The organism is Paraburkholderia sp. A1RI-2L (genome assembly GCF_048957375.1).
In the GTDB taxonomy this organism is placed as follows: domain Bacteria; phylum Pseudomonadota; class Gammaproteobacteria; order Burkholderiales; family Burkholderiaceae; genus Paraburkholderia.
This window is the reverse complement of record NZ_JARBTA010000006.1, coordinates 1-15,019: the sequence shown is the minus strand read 5'-3', so window position 1 is coordinate 15,019 and position 15,019 is coordinate 1. Positions and strand designations below refer to the sequence as shown.

Here is a 15,019-nt window from a genome sequence, read left to right as displayed (position 1 = left end):
TACGACAAAGAAGTAGGGCGGGGCATGAATGAGTTCAGACGACCCTTCCATGAAAAGCCTGACGAAGGCCAGCGCCCAGACATGATCTGAAATCACAATGCGACGGGGTGGCGGCTTCGTTTGAGATGTTGATCATGCGGGACGTCGAGCTGTGGCAGCGGGCGCGCCCGCCTGATCCGTTTTCGAAGTCCTCGGGGCGCTACCCTCTGGAGCGAGCCTGGGAAAGCGAAAGCGCACCGTCAGCCCGTGGCCGTCTGGTCCACACTCGAGTGCGACAACGGCCTGATGTAGCTCGGCGATGCGCCTCACAATTGACAGGCCAAGGCCACTGCCGATTGCGCCATGACCGCTCACACGATAAAAGCGCTCCCATACCCGTTCGCGATCCTCCAGTGCGATGCCTGGGCCCGTGTCGCATACCATAAGCACAGGAGCGTCGTCCTCGCTGTTTGCAACGACATCGACACGCGCACGCGGGCCGGCATATCGGATGGCGTTGTCGACCAGATTGTTGAGCAGGATACGAAGACCATCCTCGTTGCCTCGAACCCGCACTACATTCGCACCCTGATCAATATATGCAGCATGACGGCAATGCTCCACGAGGAGTTACCCGATGGTGACGCCTTTTCCTTCGAACTGCCATGGAACCCGGTTCTCACGGAGCGTGGAGCCGGTATGGCAGGCCTCGTTCGATGGAGAGAGGGGGCGCGCGACCATTCGTTCCATGACCCGAAATATAGCTTACGTCCTTGAGGCCGGCTTGCTCAAGTGCGAGAAAGGTATTGGAGGCACGGGCCCCTTTGAAACAGAAGACGACGACAGGTGTTCCCCGTTCGGCGAGGGAAATAGGCCTGCCGCGAGGAAAGGTCACTACATGATCTAAGTCAAAATGATTCCGGCTTTATGAATTAGCCTTTTTCTAAGGCAGGTTATGGAGAGAGGTCATGAACAAGCAAGTCCTGGTAGCCTTAGTGGCTGCCTCCGTGCTCGCGCTTGCGTGCATCCCGGCGTCGGCGCAATCCCCCAATAGCACCGACACGCCTGCGGCATCGGCCTACGGGCGGGGTTACGGCATGGGCCCCGGAATGATGGGTGGCTACGGAGCGGGAGCTTGGCAGAGCGGTGCGAGCGGCGGCCGTGCCTACGACCCGGGTGGTTGGTCAATGGGCCCGGGAATGATGGGTGCATGGGGTGGCGGCTATGGCATGGGCCCCTGGATGATGGGCGGAGGCTACGGCGGATACGGCGGATGGGGGATGGGGCCGTGGATGATGGGAGACGGTGGCTATGGAATGGCTCCCTGGATGATGGGCGGGTACAACTTTGGCCCCGGGGGGGCTGCTCCGATGCTTGCATCGCTTGATCTGAGCGATGCCCAAATCAAGCAGATAGAGGCGATTCAGGACGCGCGAGAGAAGAAGCAGTGGGCGCTGATGATCTCGATGCACGATGCGATGGTTTCAGGCTGGCACAGTTTCGACCCGCAGACCCTCGACGTGGATGCGGCGATGAAGACCGCCAAGACTATATCTGAGCTCCGTCTGCAAATGTTGCGTAACCAGTTGGAGAGCCGAAAGCAGATATTTGGTATCCTGACCACCCAGCAGCAGCAGCAGGTGCGTCAGTACGGTCGTCGCGGATGGTAACGGGTTCGCGGGGATACGCTTGGGCTGCCATGCACGAGTCCGTTCCCGCAACATACGCCGTCGCTGCCCGCTTCAGACACCCCAGAATCTGGCTGGCCTGCAATCGACATGGGGTAAGCGCATGAGCTATCGAAAACTGACGGCCCTCTGCCGCACGATTGTCGTCGCGGTGGTGTCTGTACTGGGCGTGGCCTCGGTCCGCGCCCAGCCTTACGGCGGCAATGGCCACGGGATGATGGGCGGCTACGGGATGGGGCCGGGCATGATGGGTGGCTTCGCCGATCATCCTGTCGATTCAACCTGGCAGGGCGGAGTGTTCACCCACGCACAGGTGGTGAAGTACCTGCATGATAGCGCCCATCAGGGCCGCGTTGACACCAAGGCCAACGCCGTCGCATACAGTGGGACGGAAATCACCATCAACATGGTCACAGTGCAACCGGGGCATGACGACCAGACCTTCGAGGTCGCTGGCCTGACGAATCCAACACTCGTTGTACCGCGCGGCGCGACGGTGCATCTGAACTTGGTGAACATGGACTACGGCGGCAATATGGAGCACGGCCTGATCATCACGCCAGCTCCGCCGCCATACCCCTATATGTCCATGATGTATACCGGGCCCGGCCTCGCGCAGGTCGAGCCACTTCTCCCATGGCGCAGTAAAAAGGACATCGGTCAGGCTCAGTACGCGGCGCTCTCGACGACCTTCATCGCGCGTGATGCTGGCACCTACTGGTATGTTTGTCCGACCCCTCAGCACGCTGAAGAGGGCATGTACGGCAAGTTCGTCGTGCGTTGACTTGGGGGCGTCGTACACCAAATGCTGCCTCGCACCGCGCGGTGCGCGAGATGAAGGCCGATGGTCTGCTGCCTGAAGACACGAAGGTCCGGTCCTCGAAATATCTAGACAAGCGGATCGAACAGGACCATCGCCACATCAAATCCAGAACAAACGTGATGCTCGGCTTCAAACGGTCCAGGAGCGCCGCGACGACGATTTCAGGGCTCGAGTTGGCGCACCGCATTCGCAAGGGACAGTTCGATCTCGCGAAGCTCGGCCTCGAGGGTGCCGCGGCGCCCTCGGTATGGAATTCTGTCCTGTCCGCTCGATAAGGTATCCTTCCTATAGGAAACTTCGCAACCGGTTTGCCTATTTGCACCATCAGAACCGGTAAAACTGGGCGTATTCGTGGGTTTGCTAGTTGCCGGCGCATTTGGTCCAGGCTGGGGCGTGGCATGTGCGCGCCGCGGCGCGCGCAACGAGATATCAAAACGATCTCAATCACGCGCTGGCAGCGAGGCCCCCCGACGACGGAGGCCCCCGGTGCGCCCAGCGAGGGCGTAGGGAAGCACGATCGGGAACTCAGTCATGCCTGATACGGAAGATAAGCCACGCACTCAAACCTGTCAGGACCGACGACAACAGAAGAACCAGCCAGAAGCCGTTGTTCGACTGACGAAAAGGCATGCCGCCGATGTTCATGCCCAGGAGACCCGAAATCAGATTTACCGGCAAAGCGATGACCGTAACGGCGGTCAGTATCAAGACGCTCCGGTTGGTATGCTCGGCCACGTTGGCCGCGATTTCCTCTTCGAGCAACTGGATTCGCTCCCGAAGACTTGTCATGTCGCGCAACGCCACGGAGAATTCCTCAGCAGACTGCCTCAGGGATTGCACATCCTCGTCCCGGATCCAACGCGGCGGACGATTGATGAGCCGAAACAGGGCGGCGGGCTCAGGCGCTAACAAACGTCGCAGGTGCACCAGGTCACGACGAATGCCACCCAGACTCGAGCGCCTCAGCAGTTTTCCGACGCGCAAATCCATGTCGACCTCGTTGGCTGTTCGGGTTGCGCTTCGCACGATGCCGAACAGTTGATCCGCCTGTCGTTGCAAGAGCCGGATAACGAGCGCCATCGGACTGGGGAAGATGACACCGGCCTCGACCTCATGGCTCAACTGATCGACCGAACGTAGAGGAAGGCTGCGCACGCTCAGAAGACAGCGAACCGAGACGCTGACCCACAGCGTCGCGACTTTGAGCGGGCCTTTTCGTTCAAAGTCGTAGTCGACGTCGTTGACGACGGCGATGAGGTTTTGATGAACGCGCTCGACGCGCGTCGAACGCAACCCTTCCCGGAGCGCTTCCCCGAACCCCGGTGGGAATTTCGCGAGCTCCGTTGGCCAGCCACTCAGGACCGTTGAAGCGTCATCGAAATGTAGCCAGACGAAACCTGCCGTCTCGCTATCCTGGTGCGTCAGCCACGTGAGCGCCTCCTGTGCATTGATCCTGCGGCCGACTCCGTTCGCGGAAAACACGTAACCGCGGCTGAGCGGCAGGTTTTCCGGTTCCTGTACGAGTAGTGGTTCGGCACTCATTCCATCCTCCTTCCGTTGCTTCCTGCCAGGAGACAGCCCTGCTTTTCACTGAACCGCTATCCATCGTGCAACGTTCGGCCAGTGTTCCTTTAGCGTACGAGCGCCCATGAACAGACCTATGTGGCCGCCGGGCACGGTCTGGGAGACGACGCGATCCGTCCGCGTACCGAGATACATGGCTGTGCGAAGTACCTGTTCAGGCGTCGTAATAGCGTCGGTCTCTCCTGCAAGCAGGTAGGTCGGGCAGGTAATGTCGTGCAGGTCGAGTATTCGACCCAGGCCAACGAATTCGCCTTTGACGAGACGGTTTTCCTGGAAAAGCTGGTGTATCACCTGGAGGTACCAGCGCCCTGGCAGGTCAATCGGATTTTCGTACCAGCTCTCGAATGTTTCTAGTTTCGAGACGTAAGCGGAATCGTCGATGTGTTCATACAGGTCGATTTGGTCCAGGGCGTAGTGCTCAATCGGGCTCATGTTTTTCCAGCCCTGCAGCATGAACTTACCCTTCATCAAGCCGCCGCCTAGCGTCACCAGTTCCTCATAGAATGATAGGGGTGATTCGTGCGCCATCCGCTTGATGGCGCCGTTGCCTGCATCCGTGTCGATCGGCGAGCCCGCCAGGACGAGCGCATTCACCTTGTCGGGAAAGCGGGCCGCGATCATGGCGGACGTCCATCCACCCTGGCACAGTCCGACAAGATTGACGCGGCCGCCCAGATCATCGATTGCAACGAGAATCTCTGCGAGATAGTTGTCGATGTCGAGGTCCTTCATGTCACTGCCCGCTGATTTCCAGTCGGTCAGCGCAACGTGCCCGATTCCGTTGTCGAGCAACGTCTGCACGAGACTCTGTCCACGGTGGTAGTCGGCGATCATCGCAGTATGTCCGGCGAAGGGCGCATCGACGAGCGTCGGAGTTCCTCCTGGCTCGCCGTAATCGCGCAGTGACATCGTGCGCAGGTCGAGACGGACCCGGTTCGGGGTTGCGAGTTGCGGTCTCAACTCCTCGTGAATCTTGATCTCCTCCTCGACGAACTTGAGATTCTTTACGTAAAGCTCACTCCCCGCGGTCACCAGTGCCCTGGCCATCGCCATGGGCCAGAATGCTGGAACGCTGAGGAGCGACAGCTCGGATGAGCTGACGGAAGATTTGTTCGGCATGGTGGACTCCATTTCGGGGCGGACCGATCCTGTGAACTTGCGGTGAGTCTCATATCAGCTCAATGGGGCCTGGACGGCAGAGGCGCGAGATGACGCTCGACACGCGCGAGATGACGCGCCTGGCGGTTCGCGCGATGATCGAGAAGCTTGAAGACGCTGATCTTGACCACGCTCGCAAGCGCGAACATCACAAGGGCGTAGCCCCATACCATGAGCGCGTAAGTCCAGCCCGTCGGCGTCATGAACCAGCCGTAAACGACTGCCAGCGTTCCGATGACCTGCGTGGCCTCGCACGACGCCACCAAACGCCAGTTAGGCCAGGGGCGCTCCCAGATCGCCCCCTTGTTGCGGGTCAGATAGATCGTCATGTGCCCTGCAACCAGCAGCTTCAGGAAGATCAAGGCCTGTACGAGCGGCAGCGCCAGCTTCAGATGGTCGCGCACGAACCAGAACAGACCGAAGCTGCTCAGAACGCCGAAGACGCCCAACGCAGTTGCAGTGGTCAACACTCTGGTCATGTCCCATCGCACAGGCTTCATCGCGAGCGGGGCATTGTCATAGGCGATCATCATGATCGGCAGGTCGTTGAGCAGCGCGAGCAGCACGACCATGATTGCGGTTACCGGATAGAAGTTGAAGACGAGGATGCTTGCCGTCATGAATAGCAGCAAGCGAATGGTTTCGGCAATCCGGTAGATCGCATAGCCCGTCATGCGCTCGAAGATTCGGCGAGCCTCTTCGATCGCTTTTGCAATTACCGAGAGCCCCGGCGCGGTCAACACCAGGTCGGCTGCGGCGCGCGCGGCATCGGTCGCTCCGCTGACCGCGATGCCGATGTCCGCCTGCTTCAAGGCGGGGGCGTCATTGACGCCGTCGCCGGTCATGCCGACGATATGGCCGGCGGCTTGCAGCGTTTTGACGATCTTGAACTTGTGCTCCGGAAACACCCGGGCAAAACCATCTGCGGCGTTGATGCGCGCGAGCTGCTCGCCTTCGTTGTCGTACTCGAAAACGGTCCCCGCTACGACGATGTTTTGCCCCAACTTGAGCTGCCCGGCGATCTCCCTGGCGATCGCCTCGTGGTCGCCTGTCACCATCTTGATATCGATGCCCATCGCGCGCGTCATGGCGATCGTTCGCGCGCAGTCCTCGCGCGGTGGATCGAACAGCGGAATCAGCCCCAGATAGCGCCACTTGCCCGCCTCGTCCATACGCGCGACGCCCAATGTACGGAATCCTCGCGCTGCTGCGCGCTCGACGCTCGCAGCAATCGAGCACCGTGCCTGCTCACCCGGTTCGCAAAGATCAACGATTACCTGCGGCGCACCTTTGGTTACCTTGAAGTGCGTGCCGTCATGGGTCACTTCGGCCTCTGCCCGCTTCGCGACCGGGTCGAATGGATGAAAGCCGGTTACCGCATAACCGTCCATCGGCCGGGCAGAAGGCAGTGCGGCAAGGATGGCTGCATCGATGGCGTCGGGTGAGTCGCGGCGCGAGGCGAGCGCCGTAGCCAGCATGAGTTCCTCGCGTTGGACGCCAGGCGCCGGCTCGATGTCACCAAGCGTGAGCTCGTTTTTCGTCAGTGTGCCAGTCTTGTCGCTGCACAGCAGATCCATGCCTGCCATCTCTTCGATGGCGACGAGCCGGGAGACGATTGCCTTCAGATCCGCCAGACGTTCCGCTCCGATCGCCAACGTGACCGAGAGGACAGCGGGCAGGGCGACCGGGATCGAGGCGATGGTCAGAATGAGCGCAAACTGTATCGTCTCGACAAGCGGGTCATGGCGGAACAGGGCGGCAAGCCCAATCAGCAATACGAGACCGACCGTGACCATGATCAGGAAATTACCGATGCGCAGCACGGCGCGCTGAAAGTGGGAGACGGTCCTGGCCTGCTCGACGAGATGGGCAGTCTTGCCGAAATAGGTGTTCATGCCGGTTGCAGTCACGACACCGCTCATTTCACCCTGTCTGGCAATCGATCCAGAATACGCATCGTCGCCGGCTTTCTTGTCGACCGGCAGCGACTCGCCCGTCAGTGCAGCCTCGTCGACGCTGAGGTAAGCACCGTCCACGAGTTTCAGGTCGGCCGGGATGACGTTGCCGAGTTTGACGAGCACGAGATCGCCGGGCACGAGAAACTTTGCTTCGATGTCTTTCCAGAGATCATCGCGTCGCACACGGGCTTTTAGGGCGAGGCGCTGCTTGAGCAGTGCGATTGCGTTGTCGGCCTTGAATTCCTGCCAGAACCCTACGCCAGCATTGACGAAAAGCATGGTCAGGATGATCGCGAGGTCGGCCCAGTGCCCGAGTACGGCCGAGAGTATCGCTGCGACCTCGATCATCCAGGGGATCGGCCCCCAGAAGAAGTGAGCGAGCCGTTCGAGTACGGTAACGCGGTGCTCCGTCAGTGCATTTTCGCCATATTGAGCAAGCCGGCGTGCCGCCTCGGCCTCCGTTAGCCCTTTCAGTTGCCAGGTCACGGCCTGCTGCGTGGCTGGTTGGCTAGCTTGCTGCAGCAACTGATCCCGGTTCATGCTCATCTCCTTGCTTCCCATTCGATCCATCCAGTTGCCCGGTTAGAGGTTGTTCGCGATGTCGCCTTCGCCGATCTCATTTGCGCCGTTTCCGCTTGTCGAACACCTGCCGCTGACCGCGCAGCACGGTCAGCGCATCCTCGTGCGTCGTTCCCGGCGAGTCATCGACGGCCATGGAGGTACTTGTCGCATCCTTCACCATGAAATGGAGTCGCCCTCCGACGCCTCCGAACTGGCCTTCACAGATGAGATCCTGCCGACTCGGTAACCTATGGCCCGGAAAGACAGAAAACTTGATGCTCGATGAGCCGGCGTTGAGCACAAGGTTGGTGTCGCTCACGCTTTTGCTCCGCTTGTATGGCGCGCGAGCAACAACGCGATCGCGCAGGAGGCGAGCCTTGCGATGGTTTTGTCGGCGCGGCTCGTCAAGATGATCGGGACGCGGGCGCCAAGCACAATGCCAGCGATTTCGGCACCAGCGAGATACTCGAGCTGCTTGGCAAGCATGTTGCCTGCTTCGAGATCCGGCACGACGAGGATATCGGCGCGGCCAGCGACCAGTGATTTGATACCTTTTGTCTTCGCAGCTTCCTCCGACACGGCGTTATCGAATGCGAGCGGGCCATCAAGGATGCCACCTGTGATCTGACCGCGATCGGCCATCTTGCAAAGCGCGGCGGCGTCGAGCGTGGAGCGCAGTTTCCCGGTTACGGTTTCGACGGCGGAGAGAATCGCCACACGCGGTTCGGCAATGCCCAGCGCATGCACGAGGTCGATCGCGTTCTGAATGATGTCGCGCTTGTCATCGAGGGTGGGCGACACATTGATCGCCGCATCGGTGACGAACAATGGCCTTGGGTAGCCGGGCGCGTCGATCGCAAAGACGTGGCTGATGCGTCGCGCGGTGCGCAAGCCCTGCTCGGCGTCGACCACGGCATGCATCAGTTCATCGGTGTGAAGCGCACCTTTCATGAGCGCCTGGGCCTTGCCCGCGCGCACCATGGCTACCGCCTGTATGACTGCAGCTTCGCTATGCCCGGTGGACACGATCTCGTAGGGCGTGAGGTCGACCTGCGCCCGATCTGCGGCGGCGCGAATCCTGGCTTCCGGGCCGACGAGTATCGGGATGATGAGGTTAGCACGTGCGGACTCGACGGCCCCGACGAGTGACGCCGTGTCTACCGGGTGCACAACGGCAGTAGGCAAGGGCTCAAGCCCACGAGTCATCGCGATGAGGCGCCCGTAGCGCCGACCCTTCTCGATCAGTTCGAATTCAGGAAGTGCCTCGGCAGGGCGCAGGATCTTTTCCGTTGGAGCAACGACGTGTGTGACGCCTGTGATGACGTCCTCTCCGCGCTGGTTGACCGCCAGACACTCCAACGCAATCTGATGCGATACATCATCCTTTTCGCTGACGCGAACCGAGACGGTAATCGTGTCGCCGAGGTCGACCGGCTTGACGAAGTGCAGAGACTGATCCAGGTAGACAGTGCCGGGCCCAGGAAGGCGCGTTCCTACCAGCGTCGAGAGAAGGGCGCCAGCCCACGCTCCGTGCGCGACGATCACCCGGAACTGGCCACTTTGAACCACATCGCGATCAAGACCAAGGGGTGCTGCATCGCCCGCCATCACCGAAAACAGTTCGATGTCGCGGAGCGTGAGCATCCGCACGAGGCTCGCCGAGTCGCCGATATTCAGCTCGGTGTACGTGCGGTTTTCGATTCGTTCCATGTAAGCCTCTGACCTGGCATATCCAGCGCCCGATACCGCGAATTTTTCACTGCTCGGGTGATTGGAAGACTATCGTCGTTGGATGTGAATCACGGGTTGATCGACATCAAGTTCGCGACCCAGGCATGGCAAGGGAAAGCGGCATCGCGGCGATCAAAACCAGCGGATTTTGTGTCCCACACCGAGGCCCGTGCGCCGGTCTTCCCCATGGTGCAACCTGATCGTCAGGTCGTGGTGTGACGAACTGAATACCTCAGACGTGTTACGGCGAGCTCGCTGCGAGCGGGGCCTACGCGTTTGTTCGCCGCAGCCAGTGCGCAATAAGGGATCTTAAAGACCGATGAAACAGAGGCGTACCCAGACGTCCTCTGCTCATGCCCGGAGTGATCGCGCACGGCACGGTTCAAAGCCCTTCGCCGCTGGGACACAGAGGATCCTGCCCTTGATCATGCCGGGGGAATTCGGCACCGGTTCCTGTGCGAATTGCCGCAGCAGACCATGCTGCCGGAACACGGTTGTCAACACGCAGCCTGGTCAGCGCACCTCGTGCAACCGGATCCCGACACCTGCTTCAACGGCGATTGATATAGGTCAATGTGAGCGTTTCGACAGATCGTAGCCTGAGCGAAAAAGCAAATGTGGGTGGCACTTACTCATAGGTCAGTAAGTTAGGGAACAAATTCGGTGAATGCCGATCTATCGTGTCGTGTCACTCGATGGAGCTGCGAACCGTGAAACGAGACGGGAGAAGTCTGGCGCACAACATCCTCGAAGAGATGCGCATGCTCGCGCTCGAGCGGATGAATGAAGGCGAACATCCTGATGCGGTTTCGGCGTCGTTTGGGATGCATCGTTCGTGGGCATACAAGCTGCGAGCGAAGGCCCGCGGGCGAGGACGAGGTGTGCGTGCATTGCGGTCGACTCAGGCCACAGGCCGCCCGCGCAAGCTCACTACCGCCCAGGAGCAGCAGGTGCTGCGCTGGATCAATGGCAAGAACCCAATGCAGTATGGCTTTGACTTCGGGCTTTGGACTCGGAATCTGGTACGCGAACTGGTCCAGCGTAAATTCGGCATCACGCTGAGCCTGGCCTCGATCGGCACAATGCTGGCGCGTCTGAACCTGACGCCGCAAAAGCCTCTGCAGCGCGCTTACCAACGCGATCCAGAGGCAATCGAGCGCTGGCAACACGACACGTATCCATCCATCGCCAGACGGGCTCGTGAGCAGAAGGCGGACATCTTCTTCTGGGACGAATCGGGCTTTCGGGCCGACTCGGTACATGGCAAGACCTGGGCGCCACGCGGCGTGACACCCATCGTAGAGCGCCCCGGTCAACGCCAGAGTATGAGCGCGGCGTCCGCCGTCAACTCGAAGGGCGCCTTCTGGTTTGCGACGTACGAAGGGGGACTCAGCGGCGAACTGTTCGTCGCGCTGCTCAAGAAGTTGATGTTCAATCGGAAGAGACCAGTTCATCTGATTGTCGACGGACTGCCTGCACACAAAAAGGCTATCGTGAAGGACTACGTTGCTAGCACTAACGGCAAACTGACCCTGCACTTTCTGCCCGGCTATGCGCCAGACCTCAACCCGGATGAGCTGGTGTGGAGCCACGTCAAGCGCACAGGTGTCGCGCGAAATCCCTTACGCAAAGGCGAACAGCTCGGCCCGAAGGTTCACGAGCAACTCACACAGGTTCAGCAAAACCCAGAGCTCGTGCGCTCGTTTTTCAGGCATCCATCTGTCGCCTACATTTCTGACCTATGAGTAAAAGGCGCTCAAGGCGCTCAAGGTGCAAGGAGATGACGATGCAAGCTGTCGATGTCATGACTTCCGAGGTCGTGTCGGTCGAGCCGGAGATGACTGTTCGCGAAGCAGCGGCGCTCTTTGCCGAACATGAGATCAGCGGAGCGCCGGTCCTGGACGCTCAGGGACATTTGCGCGGCATCATCAGCGATGCTGATCTACTGCATCGGGTTGAACTCGGCACTGAAAAGCCTCGCCGCTCGTGGTGGCATGAAATGCTGTCCTCCCGCCATGACGCCTCAGCCTATATCAAGGAACACGGTCGTCTGGTGAAGGATGTCATGACCGAAGGCGTGATCACCGTTGATGAGGCGACACCACTTGATGAGGTCGCAAATAGGCTTGAAATTCATCACATCAGGCGCGTGCCAGTGATGCGCGGAGATCAGGTGGTCGGGATCGTCAGCCGCGCGAATCTTGTTCAGGCATTGGCACTTGCACCTCGTGTGCCCAATACCCTGCAGGCCGTGAGCGATCGTGAAATTCGGGCCATGCTTATGGGCGAAATTGCCGGCCGCAATTGGGCCATGTCCGGGCGTAACATCATTGTCCAGAACGGCGTCGTCCACCTGTTTGGTTACTATGTGTGGTCTCCCGATCAAGTGCAGGCGATGCGTGTCGCAGCGGAAAGCATCCCCGGTGTGAAGGCGGTCGAGGACCATACATGCGATGTGCCGGCGGTGATGGGAATGTAACGGAGATGGCAGGCCGCCATGAACTGGATTTTAGTGGCGATCGATGGTTCCGAAGGCGCCAACCGGGCGATTGACTACGCGGCGCACTGGGCAACGCGGGAGAACCTGGGGCTTTTGATCGTCAATGTCATGGGCGGCTACGGCCTTCCGGACAAGGCACTCAGAAGCCTGACGGACGGGCAGACCGCCTGGTTCAAGGAAATACTGGCCTCGCTTTCTGCAGAAATCCTCAAGGACGCGCGGGCGCGCGCGTGGTCCACCGGAGCCAGATCGACGGAACTGGAATCGAGAGCCGGAGAGGTCGCTCCGACGCTGATCGAAATCGCCAGGGAAAGGAAAGCGCAGGCGATCGTCGTTGGCAAGCGCGGGACCGGCCGGATCACCGGTTTGCTGCTCGGCAGCGTCTCCCAGGCACTCGTGAGCCTGGCGCCGCTACCGGTTGTCGTCGTGCCCTGAGAAAACGTTACCTTGTGGCTGCTGTCAGGGCCGCCGAGAGCGACGGTGGTAAGCGGGCTGTGGCGGGCTGAAGCGGGCTATGTACTGCACGGCATGGAGTGCGGGCGCGAAGGAGGCGGGATGATACAGATCGTGACGGACCTGCCCGACGGCGTTGCGGGATTTGTGGCGAAGGGGCGGGTGACGAAAAAGGACTACGAAGACGTCCTGATTCCTGCGATGGAATCGGCACTCAGGACCCACCGGAAGGTGCGGTGCTATTTCGAACTGGGGCCGGATTTTTCCGGTATAGAACCCGCCGCCGCCTGGGAGGACTTCAAGCTTGGCGTTCAACACCTGACGCAATGGGAACGCGTGGCCGTCGTGACGGACGTCGAGTGGATGCGGATTGCCCTGTCCGTGTTCCGCTTCCTGGTTCCCGGAGAGGTGCGCATCTTTGACGCTTGCCAGTCGGACCAGGCCCGCGAATGGGTCATTGAGGGTAAAGGCGTTAACTGATGGTTCCCTCGGGGCACTCGCGATCCCGGTCTTCGCGCGGTGCGAATCCGCCACGCCATGAGCGCCACGAGCCGTCGAGGACGTGGCGATGCAACGATGATCGAAGATTCGCCGAAGCAGATGCGGTCGGTAATCGGCTCCCGGGACGGGATGCAGGCGCTACTCGGCGCACTCGCCGGGCATGGCTATCGTGTGCTGGGTCCGACTGTGAAGGACGGCGCCATCGTCTACGACGATGTCGCCAGCGTTGATGATTTTCCAGCAGGCTGGACGGACAGGCAGGACGCGGGGCGCTATCGGCTCGAACGTCGCGGGGATGCAGCGCTCTTCGGTTTTGCGGTCGGCCCGCACTCATGGAAGCGCTTTCTGCATCCGCCACTCGAACGCCTGTTTGTTGCGCAGGAGGGGGTGGATGGCGTCACCTTCGCCCCCGGCGAGGAAGTCGCACCCCGGAAGCTCGCGTTCGTTGGCGTACGGGCTTGCGAACTACACGCGATCCAGGTGCAGGATCGCGTCTTCTGCAGCGGGACCTTTGTCGATCGAGGTTATGCGCTGCGCCGGCGCGATGCGTTCATCGTTGCGGTCAACTGTGGACAAGCGGGCGGAACATGCTTTTGCGTGTCCATGCAAACGGGGCCAGCCGTCGATTCCGGCTTCGATCTTGCGCTCACGGAACTGCCTCCCGATTTCGATAATGACCTTGTCGTCGAAGTCGGGAGCGCCCGCGGCGCGGCGATACTCGAGCATATCCCCCGCAGGCCGGCAACGGAGGCGCAACTGGCATCGGCACAGGCGGTGGTGGCGCACACCGCAAGCCAGATGGGACGCTCGATGCAAACCGGGGGGATCCAAGCCCTTCTGCAGGGCAACCCGCACCATCCGCGTTGGACTGAAGTCGCGCAAAGGTGCCTGAGCTGCGGCAACTGCACCATGGTTTGTCCGACCTGCTTTTGTACGACAGTGGAAGACCATAGCGACCTGACCGGGCAGACTGCCGAGCGCATACGCCGTTGGGATTCGTGCTTCACGCTCGATTTTTCGTATATTCATGGGGGCAGCGTGCGCCAGACGGGACAGTCGCGCTACCGCCAGTGGCTGACGCACAAGCTCGCCAGCTGGATCGATCAGTTCGCCACTTCCGGCTGCGTCGGTTGCGGACGATGCATTACGTGGTGTCCGGTGGGGATCGATATCACGGAAGAGGTGGCCGCGCTGCGTATCGCGCCCGATGACGGGAGTGGAGAGGGACATGGAGGGGCTTGAGCGCATCCTGGCCGAACATCCGTTCTTTGCTGGCCTGGAGGCTGGGCATTTGCAACTGGTTCTCGGTTGCGCACGAAACTGTCGCTTCGAAGAGGGACACTATCTCTTGCGCGAAGGCGAACTCGCGATTGAGTTCTTTCTGATCCGCCACGGACGCGTCGCGCTCGAGATCGCCGCGCCTGGAAGAAAGACTGTCGTGTTCGAAACGCTAGGCGAAGGTGAGATCGTCGGCACGTCCTGGCTCGTGCCTCCCTATCGGTGGTTGTTCGACGTGCGAGCGATGGAGCTGACGCGCGCGATCGGCATTGATGCAGCCTGCCTGCGCGCCAAATGCGAAGTCGATCATCACCTGGGCTACGAGATGATGAAGCGCTTTCTCCCCATCCTCACGCGGCGTCTCCATGCCACGCGCCTGCAGATCCTGGATGTCTATGGAAAACGCTGACGCCGCCGCAGGCAGGTTCGACAATTCCTTCGTACCCCGCAGCTATCGCGTCATGCGCAGCCGCCGGGAGCTTGCCGATACCGTCACGCTGGAGCTCAAGCCACTAGCCGGTGCGCGGCCCGCCTTCGCGGCCGGGCAGTTCAACATGCTCTACGTCTTTGGCATTGGCGAAGCGGCGATCAGCGTAAGTGGCGATCCCGCTCAGCACGACACATTCGTACACACCATTCGCGATGTGGGCGCTGTCAGCGGCGCACTCGCGAGGGTGACCGCAGGGACAACGCTTGGCGTGCGCGGGCCGTTCGGCAGAGGCTGGCCGCTGAACGCGGCCGCCGGGTCCGACGTCGTCATCGTAGCAGGCGGGCTGGGTCTTGCGCCGCTGCGGCCAGCCATCCA

Annotated in this window: 13 protein-coding genes and 3 pseudogenes; 10 read left to right on the top strand and 6 right to left on the bottom strand. The window is 60.7% G+C overall.

The annotated features are described in order from the left end of the window. Positions 1-132: 132 nt before the first annotated feature. A pseudogene (locus tag PWP93_RS35005) lies at positions 133-609 on the bottom strand (sensor histidine kinase); the annotation flags it as partial. A 338-nt stretch (positions 610-947) separates the two neighbouring features. On the opposite strand from PWP93_RS35005, the gene PWP93_RS35000 reads away from it, so the two are divergent. The 3 genes and pseudogenes from PWP93_RS35000 to PWP93_RS34990 all read left to right on the top strand — a co-directional run. Next, entirely contained in the window at positions 948-1,649 is a 702-nt protein-coding gene (locus tag PWP93_RS35000; RefSeq protein WP_421048105.1) for a Spy/CpxP family protein refolding chaperone, read from the top strand. A 121-nt stretch (positions 1,650-1,770) separates the two neighbouring features. Continuing rightward, positions 1,771-2,451 carry a hypothetical protein gene (locus PWP93_RS34995; protein ID WP_421048104.1) on the top strand — a complete coding sequence of 227 codons (681 nt, stop codon included), beginning with the start codon at positions 1,771-1,773 and terminating at the stop codon, positions 2,449-2,451. Between the two features lie 23 nt (positions 2,452-2,474). After that, positions 2,475-2,765 (top strand): annotated as a pseudogene (locus PWP93_RS34990) (DDE-type integrase/transposase/recombinase); the annotation flags it as partial. Positions 2,766-3,015: 250 nt separating this feature from the next. Here PWP93_RS34990 and PWP93_RS34985 read toward each other — a convergent pair. The 5 genes from PWP93_RS34985 to PWP93_RS34965 all read right to left on the bottom strand — a co-directional run bounded on the left by PWP93_RS34985 (position 3,016) and on the right by PWP93_RS34965 (position 9,461). After that, complete coding sequence (locus PWP93_RS34985; RefSeq protein ID WP_421048103.1) at positions 3,016-4,032, bottom strand: CorA family divalent cation transporter; 1,017 nt, start codon at positions 4,030-4,032, stop codon at positions 3,016-3,018. Between the two features lie 45 nt (positions 4,033-4,077). Continuing rightward, the gene (locus tag PWP93_RS34980) at positions 4,078-5,193 is read right to left on the bottom strand and encodes an alpha/beta fold hydrolase (RefSeq protein WP_421048102.1); all 1,116 of its coding nucleotides are present in this window, start codon (positions 5,191-5,193) and stop codon (positions 4,078-4,080) included. Positions 5,194-5,252: 59 nt separating this feature from the next. Then, positions 5,253-7,730, bottom strand: coding sequence for a plasma-membrane proton-efflux P-type ATPase (locus PWP93_RS34975; RefSeq protein WP_421048101.1), 2,478 nt, complete (start codon positions 7,728-7,730; stop codon positions 5,253-5,255). A 76-nt stretch (positions 7,731-7,806) separates the two neighbouring features. After that, a complete protein-coding gene (locus tag PWP93_RS34970) occupies positions 7,807-8,070 on the bottom strand; it encodes a hypothetical protein (protein ID WP_421048100.1) in 264 nt (87 codons plus the stop codon). Then, positions 8,067-9,461, bottom strand: coding sequence for a bifunctional enoyl-CoA hydratase/phosphate acetyltransferase (locus tag PWP93_RS34965; protein ID WP_421048099.1), 1,395 nt, complete (start codon positions 9,459-9,461; stop codon positions 8,067-8,069). The genes PWP93_RS34970 and PWP93_RS34965 overlap by 4 nt, the downstream gene beginning before the upstream one ends. 776 nt (positions 9,462-10,237) lie before the next feature. Here PWP93_RS34965 and PWP93_RS34960 point away from each other — a divergent pair. The 7 genes and pseudogenes from PWP93_RS34960 to PWP93_RS34930 all read left to right on the top strand — a co-directional run. Then, positions 10,238-11,227, top strand: a complete 990-nt coding sequence (locus tag PWP93_RS34960) for an IS630 family transposase (protein ID WP_421048286.1) — start codon at positions 10,238-10,240, stop codon at positions 11,225-11,227. 41 nt (positions 11,228-11,268) lie between these two features. Further along, positions 11,269-11,961, top strand: a complete 693-nt coding sequence (locus tag PWP93_RS34955; protein WP_421048098.1) for a CBS domain-containing protein — start codon at positions 11,269-11,271, stop codon at positions 11,959-11,961. Positions 11,962-11,979: 18 nt separating this feature from the next. Continuing rightward, positions 11,980-12,417, top strand: coding sequence for a universal stress protein (locus tag PWP93_RS34950; protein WP_421048097.1), 438 nt, complete (start codon positions 11,980-11,982; stop codon positions 12,415-12,417). A 120-nt stretch (positions 12,418-12,537) separates the two neighbouring features. Further along, positions 12,538-12,915, top strand: a complete 378-nt coding sequence (locus PWP93_RS34945) for an STAS/SEC14 domain-containing protein (RefSeq protein WP_421048096.1) — start codon at positions 12,538-12,540, stop codon at positions 12,913-12,915. A gap of 96 nt (positions 12,916-13,011) precedes the next feature. After that, on the top strand, positions 13,012-14,178 hold the full coding sequence (locus PWP93_RS34940; RefSeq protein WP_421048095.1) for a 4Fe-4S dicluster domain-containing protein: 1,167 nt from the start codon (positions 13,012-13,014) through the stop codon (positions 14,176-14,178). Continuing rightward, positions 14,165-14,623: a cyclic nucleotide-binding domain-containing protein gene (locus PWP93_RS34935; protein ID WP_421048094.1), complete on the top strand. Its 459-nt coding sequence runs from the start codon at positions 14,165-14,167 to the stop codon at positions 14,621-14,623. The genes PWP93_RS34940 and PWP93_RS34935 overlap by 14 nt, the downstream gene beginning before the upstream one ends. Next, positions 14,610-15,019, top strand: a pseudogene (locus PWP93_RS34930) (Ni/Fe hydrogenase subunit gamma); the annotation flags it as partial. The gene PWP93_RS34935 and the pseudogene PWP93_RS34930, both read left to right, overlap by 14 nt.

What these genes read in the sequence shown, in the direction of transcription:
- PWP93_RS35000 (WP_421048105.1), top strand. Translation starts at nt 948, where the DNA reads ATGAACAAGCAAGTCCTGGTAGCCTTAGTGGCTGCCTCCGTGCTCGCG.
- PWP93_RS34995 (WP_421048104.1), top strand. Translation starts at nt 1,771, where the DNA reads ATGAGCTATCGAAAACTGACGGCCCTCTGCCGCACGATTGTCGTCGCG.
- PWP93_RS34985 (WP_421048103.1), bottom strand. Translation starts at nt 4,032, where the DNA reads ATGAGTGCCGAACCACTACTCGTACAGGAACCGGAAAACCTGCCGCTC.
- PWP93_RS34980 (WP_421048102.1), bottom strand. Translation starts at nt 5,193, where the DNA reads ATGCCGAACAAATCTTCCGTCAGCTCATCCGAGCTGTCGCTCCTCAGC.
- PWP93_RS34975 (WP_421048101.1), bottom strand. Translation starts at nt 7,730, where the DNA reads ATGAACCGGGATCAGTTGCTGCAGCAAGCTAGCCAACCAGCCACGCAG.
- PWP93_RS34965 (WP_421048099.1), bottom strand. Translation starts at nt 9,461, where the DNA reads ATGGAACGAATCGAAAACCGCACGTACACCGAGCTGAATATCGGCGAC.
- PWP93_RS34960 (WP_421048286.1), top strand. Translation starts at nt 10,238, where the DNA reads ATGCGCATGCTCGCGCTCGAGCGGATGAATGAAGGCGAACATCCTGAT.
- PWP93_RS34955 (WP_421048098.1), top strand. Translation starts at nt 11,269, where the DNA reads ATGCAAGCTGTCGATGTCATGACTTCCGAGGTCGTGTCGGTCGAGCCG.
- PWP93_RS34950 (WP_421048097.1), top strand. Translation starts at nt 11,980, where the DNA reads ATGAACTGGATTTTAGTGGCGATCGATGGTTCCGAAGGCGCCAACCGG.
- PWP93_RS34945 (WP_421048096.1), top strand. Translation starts at nt 12,538, where the DNA reads ATGATACAGATCGTGACGGACCTGCCCGACGGCGTTGCGGGATTTGTG.
- PWP93_RS34940 (WP_421048095.1), top strand. Translation starts at nt 13,012, where the DNA reads ATGATCGAAGATTCGCCGAAGCAGATGCGGTCGGTAATCGGCTCCCGG.
- PWP93_RS34935 (WP_421048094.1), top strand. Translation starts at nt 14,165, where the DNA reads ATGGAGGGGCTTGAGCGCATCCTGGCCGAACATCCGTTCTTTGCTGGC.